Genomic DNA, 25355 nt, shown 5'->3' on the forward strand with positions numbered 1-25355 from the left:
AGCTTATTCTTCTTCTTTTACAACAACGTGGCGAATGATATCGTCACTGATCTTAGCTAGACGGTCAAATTCTTGAACTGCCGCAGCATCAGACTGAACATTTACGATTTGGTAAAAACCCTCACGGAAATCATTGATTTCGTAAGCAAGACGGCGTTTACCCCAATCTTTTGTTCCAGTGATCTCCGCACCGTTAGAAGTCAAAACATTGTTGAAACGTTCAACAACTGCTTTTTTAGACTCATCATCAACGTTTGGACGGATAATGTACATAACTTCGTACTTTCTCATCTGTTTGCACCTCCTTTTGGACTAAGCGGCCCATTAAATGGGCAAGGAGCAATAATTCTATTACTCACAATTTTATATTATACCAAAGCTCTTGTCCTATTACAACTCTGGCTTATACATTAAATCGGAAATGAATGACATCTCCGTCTTTCACAATGTATTCTTTCCCCTCAAGACGGACTTTTCCTGCTTCCTTCGCAGCTGCCATGCTGCCTCCGTCAAGAAGGTCATCATACGCCACCGTTTCAGCGCGGATAAATCCCCGTTCAAAATCAGTATGGATGATTCCTGCACACTCAGGCGCCTTCATACCTCTTTTAAACGTCCAGGCTCTTACTTCCTGCTCGCCTGCTGTAAAATACGTTGCCAAACCAAGCAATGAGTATGACGCTTTAATCAGCTGATCAAGGCCTGACTCCTCAATTCTAAGCTCTTCAAGGAACATTTGCTTTTCATCGCCTTCAAGTTCTGCAATTTCAGACTCGATCTTTGCACAAACCACGATGACTTCTGCTTTTTCTCCTGAAGCATATTCACGGATTTTAGCAACATATTCATTTCCGGACGGATCAGCTACTTCATCTTCACTGACGTTCGCTACATAAAGCACCGGTTTAGATGTAAGAAGGTGAAGCTGCTTCACAAGTTTATTCTGTTCTTCCGTGAATTCCACTGAGCGCGCCGGTTTTTCCTGTTCAAACGCTTCCTTCAGCTTTGTTAAAATATCAAATTCAATAACCGCATCTTTGTCTTTTTGTTTTGCAAGTTTGCTGACGCGAACGATTCGTTTCTCAACCGTCTCCATGTCAGCCAGAATCAATTCAAGGTTGATCGTTTCGATATCATCAATCGGATCTACCTTTCCTGAAACGTGTGTAATATTATCATCTGCAAAAGCGCGTACAACGTGGCAGATCGCGTCAACCTGTCGAATATGAGAAAGAAATTTATTTCCCAATCCTTCACCTTTAGATGCACCTTTTACAATTCCGGCAATGTCCGTGAATTCAAAAGCAGTAGGCACTGTTTTTTTCGGATTAACCAGTTCTGTCAGCTTTTGAAGGCGTTCATCCGGCACTTCTACAATCCCGACGTTCGGATCAATCGTACAGAACGGGTAGTTGGCAGATTCTGCGCCGGCCTGTGTAATCGCATTAAACAACGTTGATTTCCCGACGTTAGGCAAACCAACAATTCCAGCTGTTAAAGCCATTCTTTCATCTCCTCTATATAAAACCATCATTGTGTTAACGTTTTTTGAACCTAGAGCAATTATAAGGAGGTTCACTGGAAAAGACAAGCTGGCAAAAAAGCCTTTTGACCCCCTCAATTCCTCTGATTACGCTTTCTTCATGCCTACAAGACAGTCAAAAAGCGTACTTCCCATTCCATTATCAGAATTTGTATCCTTAGTGAGCGTATTGACCGAGCCTCCGAATGCCGACCACATGCCTTCATCTATATTGATTGTTTTCGGGTGGGCCTGTTTCATGATCTTAGCCTTTCCCTCCAAACGTCCCCGCTCATTAAATATCACTACAACATCACCATCCTGCACCGCCTGTTCGTCAGCAATATCAGGAGAAATATCAACCTGTATATGCTGCATCTTTTCAATAAACGGTACGTGCTGGGAATGGTTTGAACGCTGCGGATGAATCGACAAAAGGGTATAAGGGTATTTTTCAGCAAGCCGGCTGTCATGAAATACAGACTCTTCAGGCACGTCTAATTGAGGCAGACCGCTATAGCCTTTTTTCTCTGCTGCGGATGAAACAAATTCAAACTTTCCGCTCGGAGTCAAAAACTTATAATCATCCCACGGCACTTCTTTTACAGGGAGGGGAAGATGCCCTTTCTCTTTCAATCGCTCAAGTGTCACGCCCTCTTTTTCTAAAGAGGACAAGCCCATTTGCAAAAATTCTTCCGTGCTATACTCAAAAAGCTCTCCAAATCCAAGTCGCTTGGCAAGCCCGGCCCAGATCCAGCTGTCAGACTTTGCTTCTCCCTGCGGTTCAACAAGCTTTTTTCCATACTGCACAAAATGATGGTACATACTTGAATAATAAATATCCTCTTCCTCAAACACGGTTGCCGTCGGCAGGACGTAGTCACAAAGCTTCGCGGTATCAGTCAAAATCGAATCAATGGCTACCGTCATCGGCACTTTTTCAAAAGCTTCCTTCACCTTATTGGTATTCGGCACCTGTGTAAGCGGATTGCCGCACGTTACGATGATCATTTCGATTGCAGGATCGGCTGCCGTCAAGATCTCTTCTGCCTGTGTCATCATTGAAAACGTTCGGGATTGAGTTTTTAATTCCGGAAGAGTCAACTTCGGCTTCGCAAAGCTTTCTCCAATTTGGACATTTCCGAAATTTGCGCCGCCTCCCTTAATTCCGACATTTCCGCTAGCTGCAACAAGAGCATCAATCCAACGGATCGTTCCGCCGCCGTTTTTATAACGCTGCATTCCGAGCCCCATAAACGTGGCCGTCGGTCCATCGGCATAAAGACCCGCCAAATACTGAAGCTCTTCCATTGATGTTTCAGTTTTCACAATAATCTCTTCCAAGGAAACAGATGCCAGAAAGGATGCCACCTCATCAAAACCGAATGAATGATTGCGAATGAAATCCTCATTTGTTTTCCCTGATTGAATTAAAATTTTCAACACACCAGCTGCAAGCCACCCGTCCATACCGGGCTTTACAGAAATATACCGGTCTGCAAGCTTAGCAGTCGGATTGAAGATCGGATCAATTACCGTGAGAGTCGCGCCCTGTTTTTTGACCTGCTGCAGATGATGATATAAGTGCATATTGGTTCGGGACACATTTCTCCCCCAAACAATGACATGCTTACTATTGTATATATCCAGAGGGCCATGGCCGTAAGATCGGCCGAAATCCCAGCTCTGCGCCTCTATCCCCGAGCCCCAGCAAATACTTCCGACAATTTCGGTTACACCGCCGTAACCATTAAAAAAACGCTGATCCAGCGCCTTTAAAAGTCCGTTATTTGCATAATCATGACTATGCAAAACTGCCGTTGTTCCCGCTGTCTCCTTAATCTTTTGCATCCTGTCCGCAATTTCATCCAATGCCTGACACCAAGAGATGCGCACAAACTCACCGTTTTGCTTTTTCATCGGATAACGGAGCCGCTCAGGCGCATTCGTTTTCGTTTCAAGCATTCTCCCGCGTCCGCAGATTTTCCCTTCGGTTATCGGGTGATGTGGATCGCCGTCCACTTTTTTCACCTTTTCATTCTCGACAGTCACCAAAAATCCGCAGCTATCCCAGCAATTCAGCGGACAAGCTGATTGATGCACTTTGCTCATCGGCGTCTCTCCTTACGTACTATATGAAAAAGCATGAGTGACAGCCTTTCTATGAAGTAGGCTCCTCATGCTTGACTAATATTTTTTTTAATTTTCTTTCGAACTCTTTTCTCGGAATCATTACACTGTGGGAGCATCCCTCACACTTAATTCGAATATCCATCCCCATCCGTATAATTTTCCATCTGTTCGCTCCGCACGGGTGAGGTTTTTTCATTTCAACAACATCATTCAGGCCAAAGTCTTTATCCGCCAAGACCATTCACCTCTTTTCATAGACTGCTTTTTCTATTGTACAAAAAAACAGATGATAAGAGCAATCATCATCATTGAAAAGAAAAAAATCCCTGTAGGATACGTTAACTATTTCACTTTTTTAATATAATTTTATATTTTTTTCCACTTACTTAAAATAGGGTATAATAATAGACAAACTAATAAATAAAGGTTCAATAATCCATAAATCGGGTATAAAAAAGCAATTAAGTCAGAAAAACCGAAAGATGTAAAGGGAACCATCGCGGCTAAGAGAAGAAAGACAACCATCCATCTCGGAAGCCTGACAAATGCAAGCAGCCGGCTGGACAGCCCAAATACTCCCGCAACTGTCGTCGTATAGATCGCTAAACACAATACCGCAGTCATACATAAAAATAAGGGATAGGGCGCGCCCTCAAGCACAGCAAAAAGCGGAATTTCATATTGTGAAAGACTTCCGGCAAGCTCGACTAACGTTTCATTATACACAAATGAAATAACCCCAAAAATCAGACCGCTTGCCACACTAGCGATCTTCGCTTCTCCCAACCCTTTCATGTCCTTGCCTACAGAAGATAAGATGGCTACAACCGAAAGTATGTTCAGAGACGTAAAGGTGATACTTGCCGGCCAATTATATTGCCGGGTCAAATCAATCGTCCACGTATGATGATGGGTTGTCTGAAAAGAAAATAACGCATACAGCAAACCGGCCACGAGGATGGGGATAAGAACTGTGTTCACAGATAAGATCCCATTAATATCCCAAAAAAACAAAAAAACAGTTACGCCGCAAAGCAATGCGACACCCGCCCAAAAGGGAAGCTTGTACATTTGAAGCGTAACTCCGCCGCCCGCAATCATCACGGTTGTAGTCGAAAATAAATAGAACACAATAAGCACATCATAAATCTTGGCCAGCAGCGGGCCCATTAAATGTTCGAGAACGGGCAGAAAATGCGTCGATTGAACCTTATAGCTTATTTTCATAACGACGTAAGCCGAGAGACTGAACATCACTGTAAATAAAAAAATAGCAAGTCCGCTTTCCACGCCGAAAAACTGCCATATTTCTTGACCGCTAGCGTATCCGGCGCCGATTAAGCTTCCTAAAATGAGCAGCATCCACCTCATCCCGGCCTTCCACAACTTTATCACCTCATAGGTATAGATTTCAGCTTGTTTCCGTATACTGTTACTACTATGACAAGGAAGTGAAACCTATGAATCGAAAAGGCGGGCTTTTTTCTCAGGAACGAGTAAAGCAATATGTTTCACATACGGATTCAACAGCAGCAAAACAAATTCAAACCATTCTCGCCGCGGCCTTACGCAAAGCTGCCGGCAGACCCATTGTTGTGGTATGTATAGGGACAGACCGTTCCACCGGCGATTCATTAGGCCCGCTTGTGGGGATGAAGCTGAGACAACTGCAATTGAACAGATTACACGTTTACGGAACACTATCCGATCCTGTTCATGCTGTTAACATGAAAGACAAACTCAGTGAGATTCATAAACTACATAAAAATCCATTCGTTATCGCGGTCGATGCGTGTTTGGGTCGCGTAAAAAGCGTTGGTTCATTCCAAATTGGAGAGGGACCTTTGAAACCCGGAGCGGGTGTGCAAAAAGATTTACCTGAGGTTGGGCATCTTCATATCAACGGCATAGTCAATGTGAGCGGGTTTATGGAGTACTTTGTCCTGCAAAACACTCGTCTCCATTTGGTCATGAGTATGGCAACAGTGCTTGCTGAAGGACTAAGTTTAACAGACCGGACAGAGTGGAGACAAGAGAGGCTCAATCCGTTTCAAAAGCTTACAGGACGGCTATAAAAAAACCATCTCTATATGAAGATGGTTTCTTTGCTCAAGAATCTTTTTCTGCCAAAAGATCAAGAATGCGGTCAAGATCTTCATTAGAGAAAAATTCAATCTCTATTTTGCCTTTTTTCTTTTGTCTTTTTATATTGACTGTCGTTCCAAAATAATCTTGTAAATAAGATTCTCTTTCTTTTAAAACAGCATCTTTCGGAGCTTCCTTTTTCTTTGTTTCACGTGAAACATCCTGATTTAGCTGTTGAATGAGCTGTTCAAGCTGGCGGACATTAAGCTGTTCTGCTATCACTTTTTGAACTAACGGTTGAAGCTTATTTTTATTTTTCAGTCCCAATAATGTTCTGCCGTGCCCCATTGAAAGTGTCCCATCGGCAATGAGCTGCTGAATTTCCTCAGGCAGGGTCAGCAATCGTAAATGGTTGGCAATATGAGGTCTGCTTTTTCCAAGACGTTTCGCCAGTTGTTCTTGCGTTACATCTAAATGTTTAAGCAGAGAATCGTAAGCAAGAGCTTCTTCCAACGGTGACAAGTCCTCACGCTGGAGATTTTCCAGTAACGCGATTTCTCTCATCAATGACTCTGATAATTCGCGTACAATGGCAGGCACTGTATCTAAACCGGCAAGCTTTGCCGCACGGAAGCGCCGTTCTCCAGCGACAATATCATAGCCTTTTAAAGATTTTCTGACAATGATAGGCTGAAGGATTCCATGCTGCAATACAGACTCCTTTAATTCAGCTAATGATTCATCGTCAAAGGTTTTTCTGGGCTGATAAGGATTAGGACGCAATTCGCTAATTTTGATTTCCTCAACCGTCTCTTCAGACACATTAAACAACGCGTTAAACCCTTTTCCAAGACCCTTAGCCATTCGCAGCCACTTCCTTTGCTAAATCTAAATATACTTCCGCACCTCTTGACCGCGGATCGTATAAAATGATGGGCTTACCGTGACTCGGTGCCTCGCTCAGGCGGACATTTCTAGGAATTACCGTCTGATATACTTTATCTCTAAAATACTTCTTAACCTCTTCTATGACTTGAATACCCAGGTTGGTTCTGGCATCAAGCATCGTCAGTAACACGCCTTCAATCATTAAATCAGTATTTAAGTGCTTTTGCACCAGACGTACTGTATTTAATAACTGGCTTAAACCTTCAAGAGCATAGTATTCACATTGAACAGGAATAACTACCGAATCTGAAGCGGTTAGCGCATTAATTGTCAGCAAACCTAATGACGGCGGACAATCAATAATAATATAGTCATAGTTTTGCTTCACTGCTTCTAACGCTCTTTTTAATCTGACCTCTCTTGAGATGGTCGGAACTAATTCAATTTCTGCTCCCGCAAGCTGTATTGTCGCGGGAATTACATCCAAGTTCTCAACTGAAGTCGGTTTAATTATATCTATTACATCTGCATCATCTACTAAAATATCGTACACACAATGATCTACATCGGCTTTCTCAATCCCTAATCCGCTTGTTGCATTCCCTTGCGGATCAATATCTACTAGCAGAACCCTTTTTCCTATGTAAGCTAGACACGCTCCAAGGTTGACTGAAGTCGTTGTTTTACCGACTCCGCCTTTTTGGTTCGTAATTGCTATGATTTTCCCCACGATGTCACCTACTTTCACATGAACATGTACTGTCATGTCTCTATTTTAACAAAAAAAGAATAAAGCGTTTCACTTTTTTCATTTTTTTGTTTCTTCCGAAAGGATATATTCGGAAATTTCATTATAAAAACTATGCTCCCTCTTATACATTCTTTCATTTCTATGTTTTTTTGACCTGAAAAAGGGATTTTGATGATTTAAAAAGAAGAAGTTACATAGAAGACAGATAGGCGGTGTATATATGGTTTTTAAAACAAAACGGGATCTGCCTGTATCGCTCATTATGGCTTTTCTTGTCTTGCTGATTCAAGCGGATGCTTTTGTCCCTTTTATACTTGGAAATTCCGGCGGATGGAGCTGGACGATTTTTGGCATGATGACATTCCTCAACGTTATTATTCTTTGGAGTTTTATTGATTTAAAATATGTAATGGACGAACATCATCTTTATATTAAAGCCGGGCTCATCAGAAGTAAAATTCCTTACCATTCGATTGATAAGGTGATTCAAAAAAACAAGCTGTTTTCCGGATATCGCCTTATTGGCTCTCGGAAGGCCATCACCATTTATTACAGAGGGGGGTTTGGACACTTGGTCATTTCCCCTATGGAACAAAAGCAATTTATAGAAAAGCTCATAGAAAAGAATCCTAATATTATTGTAGAATATTTTAAAAAGTAATTTACTTCCTTTTACTAAAAAACTCTCCTGTTAACCAGGAGAGTTTTTTACTTTGGAATTCGAATCGTCAATTGGATGTATTCTTCAAATTCTTCTTCTTCGGTATTTAATTTCACTCCGCTGTCCTCGACCATAGACAACGATTGGCGAATTGTATTCATTGCGATTCTTGTATCTCTGCTAAACGCTTTGCGTCTCGGTTTTGGTTTTCGCTGGTCTTGTTCAAGCATTTTAACCACTCGGTCTTCCGTCTGCTTAACATTCAGGCTTTTTTCAATAATTTCTGAGAGCAGTGTGACTTGGAGCTCAGGCTGTTTTAGCGGAATCATCGCTCTGGCATGGCGCTCCGTAATTTTCTTCTGCATGATCGCATCCTGAACCGGTTCAGGCAGCTTTAATAACCGAAGTTTATTTGCAATCGTAGACTGTCCTTTTCCCAGACGCTGCGCTAATGCTTCCTGCGTTAAATCATGAAGCTCTAAAAGCCTTGCATAGGCGTGCGCTTCCTCAATAGAAGACAATTCTTCCCTTTGCAAGTTTTCAATCAGTGCAACAGATGCTGTTTCCGTATCAGAAAAATCCTTGATAATAGCGGGAATTTTCACCCATTCAAGGGTTTGTACCGCTCTCCAGCGGCGTTCACCCGCAATGAGTTCATATTGGCCTTCCTCTTCTGTATGCCTGACGACGATCGGCTGAATAATGCCGTGTGTATGAATAGTCATAGCTAATTCTTGGATTTTTTCATCTGAGAAAATGGTGCGTGGTTGAAAACGGTTGGGAACGATAGCATCTACCGGTATTTCCAGAATCTCTTCTTTGTTTGTATCATGCTCAGCAATCTCCGGTTCCTCTTCTTTCTCACCAAGCCCGAAGAGACGAGAGAATGAATGCTTCATGTACCTACACCACCTTTAAAAACTACCATTTTTATAATTCTATTTTCTCATGGTTTTTCCTGCTGTATATTCATCAATTTTGAAGAAATGATGAGGGTATTGTCACATCATGCTGTCTAAACTACCCTTCAATTGGCGATTTATTAGGAGTCCCGGGTTTTCTAGGGTATTTCTTAGGTGTATTTTTTTTCTTTCTCATGACGATGATGTTCCGGTCGCTTTCTTCCAATGGAAGCTTAAAGGAATGGACTTGCTCAAGTTCTCCTCCGAGCGTTGCAATTGCTTTTTTCCCCGCCTTCAGCTCTTCTTCAGCAGAAGCCGCCTTTAACGCAACAAACAAACCATTCTTCTTTACAAGAGGAAGACAAAGCTCGCTTAATACGGAAAGCCTCGCTACAGCCCGAGCCGTCACGATATCATAGCTTTCTCGAAGATCTTGGCGCTGTCCGAATGTTTCCGCTCTGTCGTGATAAAATGATGTATTTTCTAGTTGTAAAGCTTCAGCCAGCTTTTCCAAAAACGTAATTCTCTTGTTTAATGAATCAACGATGGATACTTGGAGATGCGGAAAACAAATTTTAATCGGCAAGCTCGGAAAACCCGCTCCCGCGCCGACATCACAAATTGTGTTTACTTGTTTAAAATCAACATAAAAAGCAGCTGTAATCGAATCATAAAAGTGCTTCAAATACACTTCTTTTTTCTCAGTTATGGAAGTCAGATTGATTTTTTCATTCCACTCGACAAGCATCTCATAATACAACTCAAATTGTTCCAGCTGACGGGAAGAAAGGGAAATCCCTTTTTCCGCCAAGCCAGACGTGAATTCTTCAATATTCATGCCGTCATCCTTTCTATTCGGCTACCTTCGCAATGCGTCCTTGCTCTAAATAGACCAAAAGAATTGAAATATCCGCTGGATTTACACCAGAAATACGGGAAGCCTGAGCAACAGATAGAGGTCTTACTTCTTTCAGTTTCTGACGGGCTTCGGTTGCAATTCCCTTAATCGCATCATAATCAATTCGATCCGGGATTTTTTTATTTTCCATCTTTTTGAGCTTTTCAACCTGTTGAAGTGACTTTTCAATATATCCTTCATATTTCACTTGGATTTCTACTTGTTCTGCCACTTCCGGCGCTACCGGTGTTTCAGCCGGCGCAAGTTTGGTGACAGATTCGTAGTTCATTTCAGGACGCTTCATCAAGTCTGTGCCGCGCACTCCGTCTTTCAATTCGCTTCCGCCAAGAGAACGGATATACTTTTGATTTTCTTCAGACGGCTTGATGATCACAGAATACAAACGCTTTTTCTCTGCTTCGATTGCCGCTTTTTTCGTTTGGAACGACTGGAACCGCTCATCTGAAATCAATCCGATGCGATGGCCGATTTCTGTTAAACGAAGGTCGGCATTATCATGACGAAGCAGCAGTCTGTATTCAGCGCGCGATGTCAAAAGGCGGTAAGGTTCATTTGTTCCTTTTGTCACAAGGTCATCAATTAAAACGCCAATATACGCATCAGAACGGCTGAGAATGACTTCTTCTCGATCAAGGGCCTTCCGTCCGGCATTTATGCCTGCCATGATTCCTTGGCCTGCCGCCTCCTCGTAACCGGACGTTCCATTGATTTGTCCTGCTGTGAAAAGATTAGAGATTTTTTTCGTTTCAAGCGTCGGCCATAGCTGTGTCGGTACAATTGCGTCATACTCGATAGCATAGCCCGCTCTCATCATTTGAACCTTTTCCAGTCCCGGAATCGTTGAAAGCATTCTTTGCTGCACGTCCTCCGGAAGACTTGTCGATAAGCCTTGGACATAGACTTCTTGCGTATTTCTGCCTTCCGGCTCAAGGAAGATCTGGTGACGCGGCTTATCATTAAACCGAACTACTTTATCTTCAATTGACGGGCAATATCTCGGACCTGTTCCTTTAATCATACCGGAATACATCGGTGAACGATGCAGGTTATTGTCAATAATCTCATGAGTCTCAGGACTTGTATATGTCAGCCAGCATGGCAGTTGGTCTGTAATATACTCCACAGTTTCATATGAGAAAGCGCGGGGCACTTCGTCTCCCGGCTGTATCTCAGTTTTGCTGTAATCAATCGAGTCGCCTTTGACACGCGGCGGTGTTCCTGTTTTAAAACGAACAAGATCAAATCCCAGCTCTTCCAAATGCTCAGAAAGTTTAATAGAAGGCTGTTGATTATTCGGACCGCTGGAGTAAGACAAATCACCTAAAATAATTCTTCCTCTTAAATATGTTCCAGTTGTCAGCACAACAGCTTTAGACCGATAATGCGCACCGGTTTGCGTTACAACTCCGCGGCATTCTCCGTTTTCAATGATTAAACGTTCCGCAATTCCCTGAAGCAATGTTAAATTTGGTTCTTTTTCAAGCGTATTTTTCATTTCATGCTGATATTGGAATTTATCCGCTTGCGCACGCAAAGCGCGGACAGCCGGACCTTTTCCCGTATTCAGCATTCTCATTTGAATATGCGTTTTATCTATATTTCTAGCCATTTCTCCGCCAAGCGCATCAATTTCGCGGACGACAATCCCTTTCGCGGGGCCGCCGACAGACGGATTACATGGCATAAAAGCAACCATATCAAGGTTGATGGTTAACACAAGCGTTTTGGCACCTTGACGCGCTGATGCGAGGGCAGCCTCAACACCGGCATGCCCGGCGCCAATAACGATCACATCGTATTGGCCTGCTTCATACCCCATGATTTTTGTTCCTCCTTTTTATTTCCCTAAACAAAATTGTGAAAAGAGCTGGTCAATTAAGCTTTCGTGGACGGCATCACCAATGATTTCGCCCAGCAGCTCCCAGCATCTTGTAAGATCAATTTGCACCATGTCGATAGGGACATCCTGTTCAATGCCATTAAGTGCATCTTCAATTGCACGTTTCGCCTCATGCAAAATAGAAATATGGCGAGTATTGCTGACATAGGTGAGATCGCCGCTTTCAATCGTTCCGGTAAAGAACAGTGATTGGATCGCTTCTTCTAAATCGGTAATTCCCTCTTCCTTCAAAAGAGATGTCGTGACGACAGGACGGCCGTTTGCCAGCTCCTTAACACGATCTGCATCAATCTTAGGCTCAAGGTCCGTCTTATTCAGAATAACAATAACGTCCATTCCCTTTACCGCTTCAAACAGCTTCACGTCTTCTTCAGAAAGTTCTTCACTATAATTAAGCACAAGTAAAATCAGGTCTGCTTCCTTCAAAACCTGTCGTGAACGCTCAACACCTATTTTTTCAACAATATCCTCAGTCTCACGAATGCCTGCAGTATCGACAAGGCGAAGAGGAACTCCTCTTACATTGACATATTCCTCAATAACATCCCTTGTGGTTCCCGGGATATCTGTGACAATCGCTTTGGTTTCATGGACCAAGCTGTTGAGAAGTGATGATTTCCCTACATTCGGACGGCCGATAATGACAGTAGAGAGTCCTTCTCTCAAAATTTTTCCTTGCTCGGAAGTCGTCAGCAATGCGTCAATTTCCTTCTTGACGGAGCTTGCCTTCTCAATTAACAGCTGATGCGTCATTTCTTCAACGTCATCGTATTCTGGATAATCTATATTTACCTCAACATGGGCGAGAGTTTCCAAAAGTTCATTGCGCAAACGGCGAACGAGTGCAGACAGCCGGCCTTCCATTTGATTCATGGCGACATTCATGGCACGGTCTGTTTTTGCTCTGATCAAGTCCATAACAGCTTCAGCTTGTGAAAGATCAATTCGTCCGTTTAAAAACGCCCGTTTTGTAAATTCACCAGGCTCGGCTAATCTTGCTCCCTCTCTTAAAGCGAGCTGAAGAACCTGATTGACCGTCACAATTCCTCCATGGCAGTTAATCTCAATTACATCTTCTCGTGTAAATGTTCTCGGCGCTCTTAAAACCGATACCATGACCTCTTCAACGACCCGCTGCGTACTTCTGTCAACAATATGACCATAATGAATGGTATGAGATTCAACCGAACTGATTGTTTTCCCCTTCGGCCCCTTATACATTCTGTCAGCGATTTGTATAGCTTCCGGTCCGCTCAATCGAACAATCGCAATCGCACCTTCTCCCATTGGTGTCGATATCGCCGCAATCGTATCCATGCTGTTCACCTCTCTTTATCTTTTCTATCATCTATATAAAAAATATATTATTATGCCAAAACTCAAAGATAACATAGTTTGGTTTGAAGTGGAAGATTCCGTTATCCACAGACAAAGAAATTCATCCCTTACTACTTTAACTTATCCACATGTGAATAACAATTAATTTTATTTCCTAACTTTCCTTTTTATCAACAGCATACACCTAAAAAGCAAAAACTTAAACGGCAAAAACGTGATATTATATAGGGAAAACAAGTTTTTCAACGCAAAAAAACCGAAGCCTCAGTTTTGTCCGGGCTTCGGTTTTATGCTATTTTTTATGGGAAATAACGAGGTGGCGATACTGGCCTTCACCTGTTGAGTACGTATGAATCTGCTTTGCATAACCTGAAAGGGCGTCATGAATGATTTTCCTTTCGCTGGACGGCATTGGCTCTAAATGAACCGCCTTTTTCGTTTTGAGCACTTGATCAGCCAAACGAACCGCCAGCTGGCGCAAAGTATCTTTTCTTTTTAACCGGTAATTTTCCGCATCAACCACCACATGCCAATATTGATCAGAATAGCGGTTTAAGACAAGCTGTGTCAGTGTTTCAAGGGCATTTAAGGTTTGGCCTCTTTTCCCTATCAGCAGCGCAGCTTTATCACCCTTTATCTGAAAGGTAATTGTCTTCTTGCTTTCGTTGATCATAACATGTGACGGACCGGCAATGGCTTCACAAACCTGTTCCAGATAAGCCTTCGTCTCCTGAACAGGGTCCAGTTTTTCAGTAAGCTCCACCAGTGCCTGCTTTTTCCCGAAAATCCCTAAAAAGCCTTTACTTCCTTCATCTATAACGGTGATCTCAACTTGATCTTTTGTTAATTGAAGCTCTTTAAGGCCGGATTGTACTGCTTCATCGACATTTTGCCCAGCAGCAGTCACCTTCCTCACTTTTTCTTTCCTCCCGCTTTTTGCGGTTCCGGTTCTTTTTTAAGATCCGGCCCTTTAATGAGGAAAGTTTGCGCAATCATAAACAGGTTTCCGACTACCCAATAAAGAGATAGAGCTGCCGGGAAGCTGATGGCAAATACAATGATCATAATCGGCATAATCCAAAGCATCATCGCCATTTGCGGATTTTGCGTCGCATTGCCAGCCATCATAAGCTTTTGCTGCACAAATGTGGCAACACCGGCTACGATTGGGAGAATATAATAAGGATCTTTTTCTCCTAAGTCAAACCATAGGAAGCTATGCTCTGATATTGCCTGTGTTCTCATAATTGCATGATAGAAACCAATTAAAATCGGCATTTGAATTAAAATTGGAAAACAACCCGCTAATGGATTTACCCCATGCTTGGAAAAAAGAGCCATTGTTTCCTGCTGAAGCTGCTGCTGCGTTTTTTGATCTTTTGAGCTGTATTTTTCTTTAAGCTTCTGCATTTCAGGCTGTAATGCCTGCATGGCTTTTGAGCTTCTGAGCTGCTTGATCATCAGCGGCAAAATTAATAAACGGATTAAAACTGTGACAATGATAATTGAAAGTCCATAGTTGTCTCCTGTCAGTTTAGCAACATACGTGATGACCTCAGACAATGGATACACAACGTACTTGTCCCAGAAATGCGGACTATTTGCAGTGATCGGCTCTTTTACACTCGAACACCCAGCTAAAAGCACTAACATGCCGACCATACTAAGTAGTAACCATATTCTCCTTTTCAACAACATTTCCTCCTATAATCAATCTTTAATAACAAAGGTACTCTCCTAAAAAATACACACTTGTATGTATTTTAGCATCTTTCAGTTTTAAATGGTGTTGATTTTTCAGTCCAACCAGAAGGAAGCGCTTTTAAAACACTACAAATAACAGTGGAAATAACTATTTTGAAGATTTCTTGTATAAAGAGGATTTTCTGAACAAGTGCTGCAGACTTTTTTTAGTTTCTTCAAAGGTCAGCTGACTCGCAGGTTTTCTCGCAATAATGATATAGTCTTTTTGCTTCAGTTTGTCTTTCTCATCCTGTAAAACTTGCCGGATTAAACGTTTCACACGATTGCGAACGACTGCGTTTCCGATTTTTTTACTAACTGAAAGCCCCGCCCGAAACTCATCGGCCTCCGGCTGATCAAGCACATATAAAACAAACTGGCGATTCGCCATTGACGTTCCGTGCTTAAACACCTTTTGAAAATCTTCATTTTTCTTTAAACGATTTCGCTTCTTCATTTTTGACTCACTCCGATACTGGCTGGCGGAAAACTTTTATTTCTGTATTTAGAATATGGGCCGTCTGAAAGCCAGAGAAAAATATCTCTAGCTGACAGCGCCGCATAGAACTTCTTTCCCTCTTAACGTGAAAAAAGACCACTGACATTATTCAGTGGCCTAAGCTGATAATACTTTTCTGCCTTTACGGCGGCGGCGTGCTAATACTAGACGTCCGTTTTTAGAACTCATACGGCTTCTGAAGCCATGAACTTTACTGCGTTTACGGTTATTCGGTTGAAATGTTCTTTTCATTTATGACACCTCCCTCGAGGAATAGCTGTTAAAGACAGTCTTACTTATTATATTTGCGTAACCTACTCATTGTCAACTTCACTAATACTTTTGTTTCTTGCAACCATAATAGGATAACACACCTTTCTAACTTTCGAAACCTTATTTTTCATATTCCTTAATTTAGCGAAAAAAATATGAATCTCCAGCTTTTTTTGCGGCTAATAACCCCATGTGGATATCTTTTTGGCGATTTTTTAATATCCACAGGTGTTATCGACAACATTTTCACATTGCTAACTGCTGTGGACAATATTCTTTCAACAACTTGTACAGTTTGTGGATAAGATTATGAGACCCATTGCAAGCTCTCGTTTATTTTGATATTATATTTGTGTTTTAACTCTTGATTATTGAACTCACCTTTTTTCTTTATCCACAAACTGTGGATAAGATGTGGATTGATTTCACACAGGGTGTGTAGAATGTTGTCCACAAGCTGTGAAAATTGTCGAAAAGCTATTTATCTACTATATTATATGTTTTCAACATTTAATGTGTACGAATGGTATGCGCCATTTGCTCTTTTTTTGTGTTCTATAACAGAAATCAGCTGGCCCAATTCAAAGAAAAGGAGGGACGTGCCGGAAAATGGAGAATATATTAGACCTTTGGAATCAAGCCTTGGTTCAAATTGAAAAAAAATTAAGCAAGCCAAGTTTTGAGACTTGGATGAAATCTACAAAAGCACACGCACTGCAAGGAGATACACTGACAATCACCGCTCCAAATGAATTTGCCAGAGACTGGCTTGAGTCCAGATACTTGCATCTCATTGCAGATACTATATATGAATTGACCGGGGAAGAATTGAGCATTAAGTTTGTCATACCTCAAAATCAAGACGAAGAAGACTTTATGCCAAAACCTCCAATAAAAAAGGTGGCAAAAGAAGAACCGTCTGATTTTCCTCAAAATATGCTCAACCCTAAATATACATTTGACACATTCGTCATCGGATCTGGAAACCGTTTCGCTCATGCCGCTTCTCTAGCTGTAGCTGAAGCACCTGCCAAAGCGTACAACCCCTTATTTATATATGGGGGCGTCGGATTGGGAAAAACGCACTTAATGCATGCGATCGGCCATTATGTCATAGATCATAATCCTTCTGCCAAAGTGGTTTATCTGTCTTCTGAGAAATTTACAAACGAATTCATCAACTCTATTCGTGATAATAAAGCTGTCGATTTCCGCAATCGCTATCGAAATGTCGATGTACTTTTGATAGATGATATTCAGTTTTTAGCGGGAAAAGAACAAACCCAAGAAGAGTTTTTCCATACGTTTAACACGCTGCACGAAGAAAGCAAACAAATCGTTATTTCCAGTGACAGACCGCCAAAAGAGATCCCGACACTTGAAGATCGCTTACGCTCTCGTTTTGAATGGGGACTGATTACGGATATTACGCCGCCTGATCTTGAAACAAGGATTGCCATTTTGAGAAAAAAAGCGAAAGCTGAGGGGCTTGATATTCCGAATGAGGTGATGCTTTACATCGCTAATCAAATCGACAGCAACATTCGGGAACTTGAAGGGGCGCTTATACGGGTTGTAGCGTATTCGTCCTTAATCAATAAAGATATAAACGCTGATCTGGCTGCGGAGGCATTGAAAGATATCATTCCTTCGTCAAAACCGAAAGTGATTACCATAAAAGAAATTCAGCGGATCGTAGGTCAGCAATTTAATATAAAGCTCGAAGATTTTAAAGCAAAAAAACGTACAAAGTCCGTTGCGTTCCCAAGGCAAATCGCAATGTATCTCTCAAGGGAGATGACCGACTCTTCCTTGCCTAAAATCGGGGAAGAATTTGGCGGGCGTGATCACACAACTGTCATTCATGCTCATGAAAAAATATCAAAAATGATGCTTGATGATGAGCAGCTTCAGCAGCATGTAAAAGAAATTAAAGAGCAGCTTAAATAATAGGCCCGCGGATAAACCCGGGAAAGTGTGAATAACTTTTCTTAAGTCATGCACAGTCTGTCCACATGTGGATAGGCTGTGTTTCCTGTCTTTTTCACAACTTATCCACAAATCCACAGGCCCTACTAGTACTTCTACTATTTTTAAAATATATATATATTATTATCCGTTAGGAGGATAAACATGAAGTTCACGATTCAAAAAGATCGTTTAGTTGAAAGTGTCCAGGATGTATTAAAAGCAGTATCATCCAGAACGACGATTCCCATTCTTACAGGAATTAAGATTGTTGCATCCGATGAAGGAGTATCCTTCACAGGAAGTGATTCCGATATCTCAATCGAATCCTTTATCCCAAAAGAAGAAGGGGATAAAGAAATCATCACGATAGAACAGCCCGGCAGTATTGTGCTGCAAGCCCGTTTTTTCAGTGAAATTGTAAAGAAACTGCCGATGTCCACTGTGGAGATTGAAGTGCAAAATCAGTATTTAACCATTATCCGTTCTGGAAAAGCTGAATTTAATTTAAATGGTCTGGATGCAGATGAATATCCTCATCTTCCGCAGATCGAAGAACATCATGCCATTCAAATTCCGACTGATTTATTAAAAAATCTGATTCGTCAAACGGTATTCGCAGTGTCCACCTCAGAAACACGTCCAATCTTGACAGGTGTAAACTGGAAAGTGGAGAACAGTGAATTATTATGCATCGCTACGGATAGCCACCGCCTTGCATTAAGAAAAGCGAAGCTCGATATTCCTGAAGACAGCTCATACAACGTAGTCATCCCGGGAAAAAGCTTAACTGAATTGAGTAAAATTCTGGACGACAATCAGGAACTTGTAGATATCGTGATCACAGAAACGCAAGTGCTGTTTAAAGCGAAAAATGTCTTGTTTTTCTCAAGACTTCTTGACGGAAACTATCCCGACACGACAAGTCTGATTCCGCAAGAGAGCAAAACAGAAATCATTGTGAATACAAAAGAATTTCTTCAAGCGATTGATCGTGCATCCCTTTTGGCAAGAGAAGGACGGAACAACGTGGTTAAGCTTTCTGCAAAACCTGCTGAATCCATTGAGATTTCATCTAACTCTCCTGAGATCGGTAAAGTGGTTGAGGCCGTTTTGGCAGATCAAATCGAGGGTGAGGAATTAAATATTTCTTTTAGCCCAAAATATATGTTGGATGCATTAAAGGTGCTTGAAGGAGCAGAAATTCGTGTAAGCTTTACAGGAGCTATGAGGCCGTTTCTGATTCGCACGCCGAACGATGAAACGATCGTACAGCTTATCCTGCCAGTCAGAACCTATTAATTCAAAAACAATCCCGCTGCCGGTCCGATCCGGCAGCTTTTCTATTCAGTACCTGCTCCTACAAGTTTTCCCTTTCCCTATTTCGTTATTTTTTAGTACAATTAGATATTAGTGATATTTGAAAGAGGTCGATATAATGGCAAATCCAATTTCCATTGATACAGAAATGATCACGCTTGGCCAATTCTTGAAATTAGCTGATGTTATTCAGTCAGGCGGCATGGCAAAATGGTTTTTGAGCGAGCATGAGGTATTCGTTAACAATGAACCCGATAACCGCCGCGGCAGAAAACTGTATGTTGGAGATGTGGTGGCGATTGAAGGATTTGGTTCATTTCAAGTCGTCAATTAAAGCAGGTGACATTGTTTGTATATCCAAAATTTGGAATTAACGTCTTATCGTAATTACGAGCGTGCTGAACTTCAATTTGAAAATAAAGTGAATGTCATCATCGGTGAGAACGCTCAAGGGAAGACAAATCTCATGGAAGCGATCTATGTTTTGTCGATGGCGAAATCACATCGCACGTCAAATGACAAAGAACTTATACGGTGGGACAAAGACTATGCTAAAATAGAGGGAAGAGTGATGAAGCAAAACGGGTCGATCCCGATGCAGCTTGTCATTTCCAAGAAGGGGAAAAAGGGCAAGGTCAATCATATCGAACAGCAAAAACTGAGCCGGTATGTAGGAGCGCTGAATACAATTATGTTCGCGCCCGAGGACTTAAATCTCGTAAAGGGCAGCCCGCAAGTAAGACGGCGGTTTCTTGACATGGAAATCGGCCAGGTATCTCCAGTCTATTTGTACGATCTTTCTCTGTACCAGAAAATTCTTACGCAAAGAAATCATTTTTTGAAACAGCTGCAAAGCAGGAAACAGACTGACCAGACAATGCTCGACGTTCTGACTGAACAGCTGATCGAGACTGCTGCAAAGGTTGTCGTAAAACGCCTGCAATTTACAGCGCAGCTTGAAAAATGGGCGCAGCCGATCCATTCGGGAATTTCAAGAGGGCTTGAAGAACTGACGCTGAAGTATCAGACGGCTCTTGAGGTATCAGATCCCGAAGACTTGTCGAAAATAGGAGATAGTTACCAAAGGGCGTTTTCAAAGCTAAGAGAAAAAGAAATTGAGCGTGGTGTAACGCTGTCAGGACCTCATCGGGATGATGTTCTTTTTTATGTGAACGGACGCGATGTGCAAACATATGGTTCTCAGGGGCAGCAGCGGACAACGGCATTGTCACTCAAGCTGGCGGAAATTGACTTAATTCATGAAGAAATCGGAGAATACCCTATCTTACTTTTGGATGATGTGCTGAGTGAGCTGGATGACTATCGGCAGTCGCATTTGCTTCATACGATCCAAGGCCGTGTTCAAACGTTTGTCACTACGACAAGTGTAGATGGCATTGATCACGAAACCTTACATCAAGCAGGAATGTTCCGTGTGCAAAACGGTGCGTTAGTGAAGTGAAGAAATGAGGTGAGCAATTGTATATTCATCTGGGTGATGACTTTGTCGTTTCCACACGGGACATCGTCGGCATTTTTGACTATAAAGTAAACATGTCGCCGATTGTCGAAGAATTTCTTACTAAACAGAAACAAAAAGTTGTGCCGTCCGTAAACGGCACACCAAAGTCTATCGTAGTCACAATACAGAATATATATTACTCCCCCTTATCTTCCAGCACACTGAAAAAACGTGCGCAATTTATGTTAGAAATAGATTCTTAGCGGATCTTTAAAATAAATATATTGTTTAAGAAAAGTGTAGGTGAATGTGCGTGGCTATGGAACAGCAGCAAAATAGTTATGATGAAAATCAGATACAGGTTTTAGAAGGATTGGAAGCTGTTCGTAAAAGACCGGGTATGTATATCGGATCAACAAACAGCAAAGGCCTTCACCATCTGGTATGGGAAATTGTCGATAACAGTATAGATGAAGCCCTGGCCGGTTATTGTTCAGAAATTAATATTGAGATTGAGAAAGATAACAGCATTACTGTAAGAGATAACGGTCGCGGTATTCCGGTCGGCATTCAGGAAAAAATGGGCCGTCCTGCGGTTGAAGTTATCATGACGGTGCTGCACGCCGGCGGTAAATTTGACGGAAGCGGTTATAAAGTGTCCGGAGGATTGCATGGTGTGGGTGCCTCTGTTGTAAACGCACTTTCAACGACCTTGGATGTGACCGTTCACCGTGACGGAAAAATTCATTACCAGGCATATGAACGCGGGGTTCCTATGGCTGATGTTGAAGTGATTGGTGATACAGATACAACCGGAACCATTACTCACTTTGTTCCGGATCCTGAGATTTTTACCGAAACGACAGAATATGATTATGATTTGCTTTCTAACCGTGTCCGTGAGCTTGCATTCTTAACAAAGGGCGTTAAGATCACGATTGAAGATAAACGCGAAGAAAAAGAGCGAAAAAATGAATACTGCTATGAAGGCGGAATTAAAAGCTATGTTGAGTATTTAAACCGTTCGAAAGAAGTCGTTCATGAGGAACCAATTTACATTGAGGGCACGAAGGACGGAATTACGGTTGAAGTTGCTTTGCAATACAACGACAGCTATACAAGCAACATCTATTCATTCGCCAACAATATCAACACATACGAAGGCGGTACACATGAAGCAGGCTTTAAAACAGGTCTGACCCGTGTAATCAATGACTATGCCAGAAAAAAAGGTATTTTCAAAGAAAGTGATCCGAATTTAAGCGGAGATGATGTTAGGGAAGGCTTAACAGCGATTATTTCCATCAAACATCCCGACCCGCAGTTTGAGGGCCAAACCAAAACGAAGCTTGGCAACTCTGAAGCTCGGACAATTACAGATGCGCTATTCTCGGAAGCGCTCGAAACATTTTTGTTTGAAAATCCTGACTCTGCACGAAAAGTGATTGATAAAGGCCTTATGGCTGCCAGAGCACGTATGGCGGCAAAAAAAGCACGTGAGCTGACACGAAGAAAAAGTGCGCTTGAAATTTCAAACTTGCCGGGTAAATTGGCAGACTGTTCATCAAAAGATCCGGGTATTTCTGAACTGTACATCGTAGAGGGAGACTCTGCGGGCGGTTCAGCAAAACAAGGACGCGACCGTCATTTCCAAGCGATTCTGCCGCTCAGAGGTAAAATTCTGAATGTAGAAAAAGCGAGACTTGATAAAATTCTCTCAAACAATGAGGTTCGTTCGATGATCACCGCGCTCGGAACCGGCATAGGCGAAGATTTCAATCTTGAAAAAGCCCGTTACCATAAAGTCGTCATTATGACAGATGCCGATGTTGACGGCGCGCATATCAGAACATTGTTATTGACTTTCTTTTATAGATATATGCGTCAAATTATTGAGAACGGCTATATTTATATCGCACAGCCGCCGCTCTATAAAGTTCAGCAAGGGAAAAGAGTTGAATATGCTTACAATGATAAGCAGCTTGAGGAAGTGTTAAGCACACTTCCACAAACACCAAAGCCAGGCTTGCAGCGTTATAAAGGTCTTGGAGAAATGAATGCGACTCAGCTTTGGGAAACAACGATGGATCCTGATACAAGAACGCTTCTGCAAGTCACATTGGAAGATGCAATGGATGCGGACGAAACGTTTGAGATGCTGATGGGTGATAAAGTAGAACCGCGCAGAAACTTTATAGAAGCCAATGCAAGATACGTGAAAAATCTTGATATCTAATATGAGAAAGCCTTGTTTCCAATAAGAAATAAGGCTTTTTTCTCAAGCGGCCCTTGGCAGGGACATATATTCAGGCAATTCTTGCAAAACCCGTATATTCTAGCAATTTAATGTGTATAAACATAAGTTTATTGATATAATGGAGAATAGTGAAATCGTATTGAAGATCATAATGGACGATCTACTCCCACATAATTTCATGTGATACTTCAGGGAGGTTTTTTTAATGAGTGAACAAAATACACCGCAAGTTCGTGAAATAAATATCAGTCAGGAAATGCGTACATCCTTCTTGGATTATGCAATGAGCGTTATCGTATCCCGGGCTCTTCCGGATGTCCGTGACGGTTTAAAACCAGTTCACAGACGGATTTTGTACGCGATGAATGATCTGGGAATGACCAGTGACAAGGCGTATAAAAAATCTGCGCGTATTGTCGGAGAAGTTATCGGTAAGTACCACCCTCACGGGGATTCCGCAGTATATGAATCCATGGTCAGGATGGCGCAGGACTTCAACTACCGTTATATGCTTGTCGACGGTCATGGAAACTTTGGTTCTGTAGACGGAGACTCAGCCGCTGCGATGCGGTACACCGAAGCCAGAATGTCTAAGATCGCCATGGAAATTCTGCGAGACATTACAAAAGACACGATTGATTATCAAGATAACTATGATGGTTCAGAGAGAGAACCTGTTGTCATGCCGTCAAGATTCCCAAACCTGCTTGTAAATGGAGCAGCCGGTATTGCAGTCGGAATGGCTACAAATATACCGCCGCACCAGCTTGGAGAAATTATTGACGGAGTGCTTGCCGTAAGCGAGAACAAGGACATAACAATCCAAGAGCTGATGGAATTCATTCCTGGGCCGGATTTCCCGACTGCCGGACAAATTTTAGGCAGAAGCGGAATCCGCAAGGCATATGAATCCGGAAGAGGTTCTATTACGATTCGGGCAAAAGCAGAAATCGAAGAAACTCCATCAGGGAAAGAAAGAATTTTAGTAACAGAACTCCCTTATCAGGTGAATAAAGCGCGTCTAATTGAGAAGATTGCTGATCTTGTCAGGGATAAGAAAATTGAAGGAATAACTGATTTGCGTGATGAATCTGACCGTAACGGTATGCGGATTGTCATTGAAATCAGACGAGATGCCAATGCGCATGTTATCCTGAACAATCTGTACAAACAAACGGCCCTGCAAACTTCCTTCGGGATTAACCTGCTGGCGCTTGTTGACGGCGAGCCGAAGGTATTAAATTTAAAGCAGTGTCTGGTGCATTATCTTGATCACCAAAAAGTGGTAATCAGACGAAGAACTGCTTACGAGCTTAGAAAAGCAGAAGCAAGAGCCCATATCTTAGAAGGGTTAAGAATAGCCCTTGATCATCTTGATGCAGTCATTTCCCTCATCCGGAATTCTCAAACGGCTGAGATCGCAAGAAATGGCTTAATCGAACAGTTCTCACTGACTGAAAAGCAGGCCCAAGCCATTCTCGATATGAGATTGCAGCGTTTAACCGGCTTGGAACGTGAAAAGATTGAAGAGGAATATCAATCACTTGTTAAACTAATTGCAGAGCTTAAAGAGATCTTAGCTAACGAAGAAAAAGTGCTAGAGATTATCCGTGAAGAGCTGACAGAGATAAAAGAGCGTTTCAATGATAAGAGACGTACAGAAATTGTGACAGCAGGTCTTGAAACAATTGAAGATGAAGATCTGATAGAAAGAGAAAATATAGTCGTTACGCTGACACATAATGGCTATATTAAACGACTCCCAGCTTCAACCTATCGCAGTCAAAAACGCGGAGGTAAAGGTGTGCAGGGGATGGGGACGAATGGAGATGACTTTGTAGAGCATCTGATTTCGACTTCCACCCACGATACGATACTCTTCTTCTCCAATAAGGGGAAAGTCTATCGCTCAAAAGGGTATGAAATCCCTGAATTCGGACGAACTGCAAAAGGAATTCCGATTATTAACCTGCTTGAAGTGGAGAAGGGCGAATGGATTAACGCGATTATCCCGGTAAGTGAATTTGATGAGAAGCTCTACTTATTCTTCACTACAAAACACGGGATTTCAAAACGCACAACTCTTTCTCAATTCGCTAATATTCGAAACAACGGTCTTATCGCTTTAGGACTCCGTGAAGACGATGAGCTGATGGCTGTCCGTCTCACAGACGGCACAAAACAAATCATTATCGGTACGAAGAACGGCTTGCTTATTCGATTCCCGGAATCTGACGTAAGAGAAATGGGACGTACTGCGGCAGGCGTTAAAGGTATAAAACTGACTGATGATGATATAGTTGTCGGAATGGAAATATTAGAAGATGACTCCCACGTCCTCATCGTGACAGAAAACGGATACGGCAAACGTACTCCGGCTGAAGATTACAGAACCCAGAGCCGCGGAGGCAAGGGACTTAAAACATGTAAGATTACAGAAAACAATGGCCGATTGGTTACGGTGAAGGCGACTAAAGGGGAAGAAGACCTGATGATCATCACAGCAAGCGGTGTGCTGATCAGAATGGATATTGAAGATATCTCTATTACAGGCCGTGTAACTCAAGGAGTTCGTCTCATCCGTATGGGCGAACAAGAACATGTGGCCACAGTAGCATTAGTAGAAAAGAATGACGAGACTCAAGAAGAAGATGAGCCGGAAGAAGAATAAAAAAGAGGCAGCCGATCAAAGGCTGCCTCTTTTTTTATAAACAGATAAACAAGGTTCAATAAG

24 protein-coding genes are annotated in these 25355 nt (G+C 42.1%); 9 read left to right on the forward strand and 15 right to left on the reverse strand.

Annotated features, from left to right (window positions below; all coding sequences use genetic code 11):
- Positions 1-3 precede the first annotated feature (3 nt).
- The 5 genes from rpsF to AAHT65_RS06405 form a co-directional block, all read right to left on the reverse strand.
- Positions 4-291: a 30S ribosomal protein S6 gene (gene rpsF, locus AAHT65_RS06385; RefSeq protein ID WP_003326056.1), complete on the reverse strand. Its 288-nt coding sequence runs from the start codon at positions 289-291 to the stop codon at positions 4-6.
- Positions 292-403: 112 nt separating this feature from the next.
- Complete coding sequence (gene ychF / locus AAHT65_RS06390) at positions 404-1504, reverse strand: redox-regulated ATPase YchF (RefSeq protein WP_343311179.1); 1101 nt, start codon at positions 1502-1504, stop codon at positions 404-406.
- 126 nt (positions 1505-1630) lie between these two features.
- Positions 1631-3634 (reverse strand): molybdopterin-dependent oxidoreductase, encoded by a 2004-nt coding sequence (locus AAHT65_RS06395; RefSeq protein ID WP_343311180.1) that lies wholly within the window; start codon positions 3632-3634, stop codon positions 1631-1633.
- Positions 3635-3683: 49 nt separating this feature from the next.
- Positions 3684-3890 carry a DUF951 domain-containing protein gene (locus AAHT65_RS06400; RefSeq protein ID WP_258728467.1) on the reverse strand — a complete coding sequence of 69 codons (207 nt, stop codon included), beginning with the start codon at positions 3888-3890 and terminating at the stop codon, positions 3684-3686.
- 131 nt (positions 3891-4021) lie between these two features.
- A complete protein-coding gene (locus AAHT65_RS06405; RefSeq protein ID WP_094233238.1) occupies positions 4022-5026 on the reverse strand; it encodes a YkvI family membrane protein in 1005 nt (334 codons plus the stop codon).
- Positions 5027-5115: 89 nt separating this feature from the next.
- On the opposite strand from AAHT65_RS06405, the gene yyaC reads away from it, so the two are divergent.
- Positions 5116-5730 carry a spore protease YyaC gene (yyaC, locus tag AAHT65_RS06410; RefSeq protein WP_010790554.1) on the forward strand — a complete coding sequence of 205 codons (615 nt, stop codon included), beginning with the start codon at positions 5116-5118 and terminating at the stop codon, positions 5728-5730.
- A 34-nt stretch (positions 5731-5764) separates the two neighbouring features.
- Here yyaC and AAHT65_RS06415 read toward each other — a convergent pair whose 3' ends face one another.
- Positions 5765-6604 (reverse strand): ParB/RepB/Spo0J family partition protein, encoded by an 840-nt coding sequence (locus tag AAHT65_RS06415; RefSeq protein WP_343311182.1) that lies wholly within the window; start codon positions 6602-6604, stop codon positions 5765-5767.
- On the reverse strand, positions 6597-7358 hold the full coding sequence (soj, locus tag AAHT65_RS06420) for a sporulation initiation inhibitor protein Soj (protein ID WP_003326048.1): 762 nt from the start codon (positions 7356-7358) through the stop codon (positions 6597-6599). The genes AAHT65_RS06415 and soj overlap by 8 nt, the downstream gene beginning before the upstream one ends.
- A 241-nt stretch (positions 7359-7599) precedes the next feature.
- On the opposite strand from soj, the gene AAHT65_RS06425 reads away from it, so the two are divergent.
- Positions 7600-8040 (forward strand): PH domain-containing protein, encoded by a 441-nt coding sequence (locus AAHT65_RS06425; RefSeq protein WP_216413736.1) that lies wholly within the window; start codon positions 7600-7602, stop codon positions 8038-8040.
- A 47-nt stretch (positions 8041-8087) separates the two neighbouring features.
- Here the strand turns inward: AAHT65_RS06425 and noc are convergent, their stop codons facing one another.
- The 8 genes from noc to rpmH form a co-directional block, all read right to left on the reverse strand.
- Positions 8088-8939: a nucleoid occlusion protein gene (gene noc / locus AAHT65_RS06430; RefSeq protein WP_003326046.1), complete on the reverse strand. Its 852-nt coding sequence runs from the start codon at positions 8937-8939 to the stop codon at positions 8088-8090.
- Between the two features lie 121 nt (positions 8940-9060).
- Positions 9061-9780, reverse strand: coding sequence for a 16S rRNA (guanine(527)-N(7))-methyltransferase RsmG (gene rsmG, locus AAHT65_RS06435; RefSeq protein WP_343311184.1), 720 nt, complete (start codon positions 9778-9780; stop codon positions 9061-9063).
- A gap of 13 nt (positions 9781-9793) precedes the next feature.
- Entirely contained in the window at positions 9794-11680 is a 1887-nt protein-coding gene (gene mnmG / locus AAHT65_RS06440) for a tRNA uridine-5-carboxymethylaminomethyl(34) synthesis enzyme MnmG (RefSeq protein ID WP_216413734.1), read from the reverse strand.
- Between the two features lie 18 nt (positions 11681-11698).
- A complete protein-coding gene (gene mnmE, locus AAHT65_RS06445) occupies positions 11699-13078 on the reverse strand; it encodes a tRNA uridine-5-carboxymethylaminomethyl(34) synthesis GTPase MnmE (protein ID WP_010790560.1) in 1380 nt (459 codons plus the stop codon).
- Positions 13079-13391: 313 nt separating this feature from the next.
- Positions 13392-14015 (reverse strand): RNA-binding cell elongation regulator Jag/EloR, encoded by a 624-nt coding sequence (gene jag / locus AAHT65_RS06450; protein WP_088118424.1) that lies wholly within the window; start codon positions 14013-14015, stop codon positions 13392-13394.
- Positions 14012-14797: a YidC family membrane integrase SpoIIIJ gene (gene spoIIIJ, locus AAHT65_RS06455; protein WP_072053271.1), complete on the reverse strand. Its 786-nt coding sequence runs from the start codon at positions 14795-14797 to the stop codon at positions 14012-14014. The genes jag and spoIIIJ overlap by 4 nt, the downstream gene beginning before the upstream one ends.
- Positions 14798-14951: 154 nt before the next feature.
- Complete coding sequence (gene rnpA, locus AAHT65_RS06460) at positions 14952-15299, reverse strand: ribonuclease P protein component (RefSeq protein WP_003326040.1); 348 nt, start codon at positions 15297-15299, stop codon at positions 14952-14954.
- Positions 15300-15458: 159 nt separating this feature from the next.
- Positions 15459-15593, reverse strand: a complete 135-nt coding sequence (rpmH, locus tag AAHT65_RS06465; protein WP_003178075.1) for a 50S ribosomal protein L34 — start codon at positions 15591-15593, stop codon at positions 15459-15461.
- A 630-nt stretch (positions 15594-16223) separates the two neighbouring features.
- On the opposite strand from rpmH, the gene dnaA reads away from it, so the two are divergent.
- The 7 genes from dnaA (at position 16224) to gyrA (ending at position 25292) form a co-directional block, all read left to right on the forward strand.
- The gene (gene dnaA, locus AAHT65_RS06470) at positions 16224-17564 is read left to right on the forward strand and encodes a chromosomal replication initiator protein DnaA (RefSeq protein ID WP_003326038.1); all 1341 of its coding nucleotides are present in this window, start codon (positions 16224-16226) and stop codon (positions 17562-17564) included.
- 183 nt (positions 17565-17747) lie between these two features.
- The gene (gene dnaN, locus AAHT65_RS06475) at positions 17748-18884 is read left to right on the forward strand and encodes a DNA polymerase III subunit beta (RefSeq protein WP_010790563.1); all 1137 of its coding nucleotides are present in this window, start codon (positions 17748-17750) and stop codon (positions 18882-18884) included.
- A 136-nt stretch (positions 18885-19020) separates the two neighbouring features.
- The gene (gene rlbA / locus AAHT65_RS06480) at positions 19021-19236 is read left to right on the forward strand and encodes a ribosome maturation protein RlbA (protein WP_003326035.1); all 216 of its coding nucleotides are present in this window, start codon (positions 19021-19023) and stop codon (positions 19234-19236) included.
- A gap of 15 nt (positions 19237-19251) precedes the next feature.
- Positions 19252-20364 carry a DNA replication/repair protein RecF gene (recF, locus tag AAHT65_RS06485; protein WP_010790564.1) on the forward strand — a complete coding sequence of 371 codons (1113 nt, stop codon included), beginning with the start codon at positions 19252-19254 and terminating at the stop codon, positions 20362-20364.
- Positions 20365-20381: 17 nt separating this feature from the next.
- A complete protein-coding gene (remB, locus tag AAHT65_RS06490; protein WP_003326032.1) occupies positions 20382-20627 on the forward strand; it encodes an extracellular matrix regulator RemB in 246 nt (81 codons plus the stop codon).
- A 56-nt stretch (positions 20628-20683) separates the two neighbouring features.
- Entirely contained in the window at positions 20684-22600 is a 1917-nt protein-coding gene (gyrB, locus tag AAHT65_RS06495) for a DNA topoisomerase (ATP-hydrolyzing) subunit B (protein WP_258729873.1), read from the forward strand.
- A gap of 226 nt (positions 22601-22826) precedes the next feature.
- On the forward strand, positions 22827-25292 hold the full coding sequence (gene gyrA, locus AAHT65_RS06500) for a DNA topoisomerase (ATP-hydrolyzing) subunit A (RefSeq protein WP_343311189.1): 2466 nt from the start codon (positions 22827-22829) through the stop codon (positions 25290-25292).
- Positions 25293-25355 lie beyond the last annotated feature (63 nt).

This window comes from Bacillus atrophaeus (assembly GCF_039519175.1).
GTDB classification, from domain to species: domain Bacteria; phylum Bacillota; class Bacilli; order Bacillales; family Bacillaceae; genus Bacillus; species Bacillus atrophaeus.

Coding starts and splice junctions, on each gene's coding strand:
- AAHT65_RS06425 (WP_216413736.1), top strand. CDS start 7,600: ATGGTTTTTAAAACAAAACGGGATCTGCCTGTATCGCTCATTATGGCT.
- yyaC (WP_010790554.1), top strand. CDS start 5,116: ATGAATCGAAAAGGCGGGCTTTTTTCTCAGGAACGAGTAAAGCAATAT.
- mnmE (WP_010790560.1), bottom strand. CDS start 13,078: ATGGATACGATTGCGGCGATATCGACACCAATGGGAGAAGGTGCGATT.
- AAHT65_RS06395 (WP_343311180.1), bottom strand. CDS start 3,634: ATGAGCAAAGTGCATCAATCAGCTTGTCCGCTGAATTGCTGGGATAGC.
- spoIIIJ (WP_072053271.1), bottom strand. CDS start 14,797: ATGTTGTTGAAAAGGAGAATATGGTTACTACTTAGTATGGTCGGCATG.
- rlbA (WP_003326035.1), top strand. CDS start 19,021: ATGGCAAATCCAATTTCCATTGATACAGAAATGATCACGCTTGGCCAA.
- gyrB (WP_258729873.1), top strand. CDS start 20,684: ATGGAACAGCAGCAAAATAGTTATGATGAAAATCAGATACAGGTTTTA.
- dnaA (WP_003326038.1), top strand. CDS start 16,224: ATGGAGAATATATTAGACCTTTGGAATCAAGCCTTGGTTCAAATTGAA.
- AAHT65_RS06415 (WP_343311182.1), bottom strand. CDS start 6,604: ATGGCTAAGGGTCTTGGAAAAGGGTTTAACGCGTTGTTTAATGTGTCT.
- rpmH (WP_003178075.1), bottom strand. CDS start 15,593: ATGAAAAGAACATTTCAACCGAATAACCGTAAACGCAGTAAAGTTCAT.
- dnaN (WP_010790563.1), top strand. CDS start 17,748: ATGAAGTTCACGATTCAAAAAGATCGTTTAGTTGAAAGTGTCCAGGAT.
- gyrA (WP_343311189.1), top strand. CDS start 22,827: ATGAGTGAACAAAATACACCGCAAGTTCGTGAAATAAATATCAGTCAG.
- mnmG (WP_216413734.1), bottom strand. CDS start 11,680: ATGGGGTATGAAGCAGGCCAATACGATGTGATCGTTATTGGCGCCGGG.
- ychF (WP_343311179.1), bottom strand. CDS start 1,504: ATGGCTTTAACAGCTGGAATTGTTGGTTTGCCTAACGTCGGGAAATCA.
- rpsF (WP_003326056.1), bottom strand. CDS start 291: ATGAGAAAGTACGAAGTTATGTACATTATCCGTCCAAACGTTGATGAT.
- rnpA (WP_003326040.1), bottom strand. CDS start 15,299: ATGAAGAAGCGAAATCGTTTAAAGAAAAATGAAGATTTTCAAAAGGTG.
- rsmG (WP_343311184.1), bottom strand. CDS start 9,780: ATGAATATTGAAGAATTCACGTCTGGCTTGGCGGAAAAAGGGATTTCC.
- noc (WP_003326046.1), bottom strand. CDS start 8,939: ATGAAGCATTCATTCTCTCGTCTCTTCGGGCTTGGTGAGAAAGAAGAG.
- AAHT65_RS06405 (WP_094233238.1), bottom strand. CDS start 5,026: ATGAGGTGGATGCTGCTCATTTTAGGAAGCTTAATCGGCGCCGGATAC.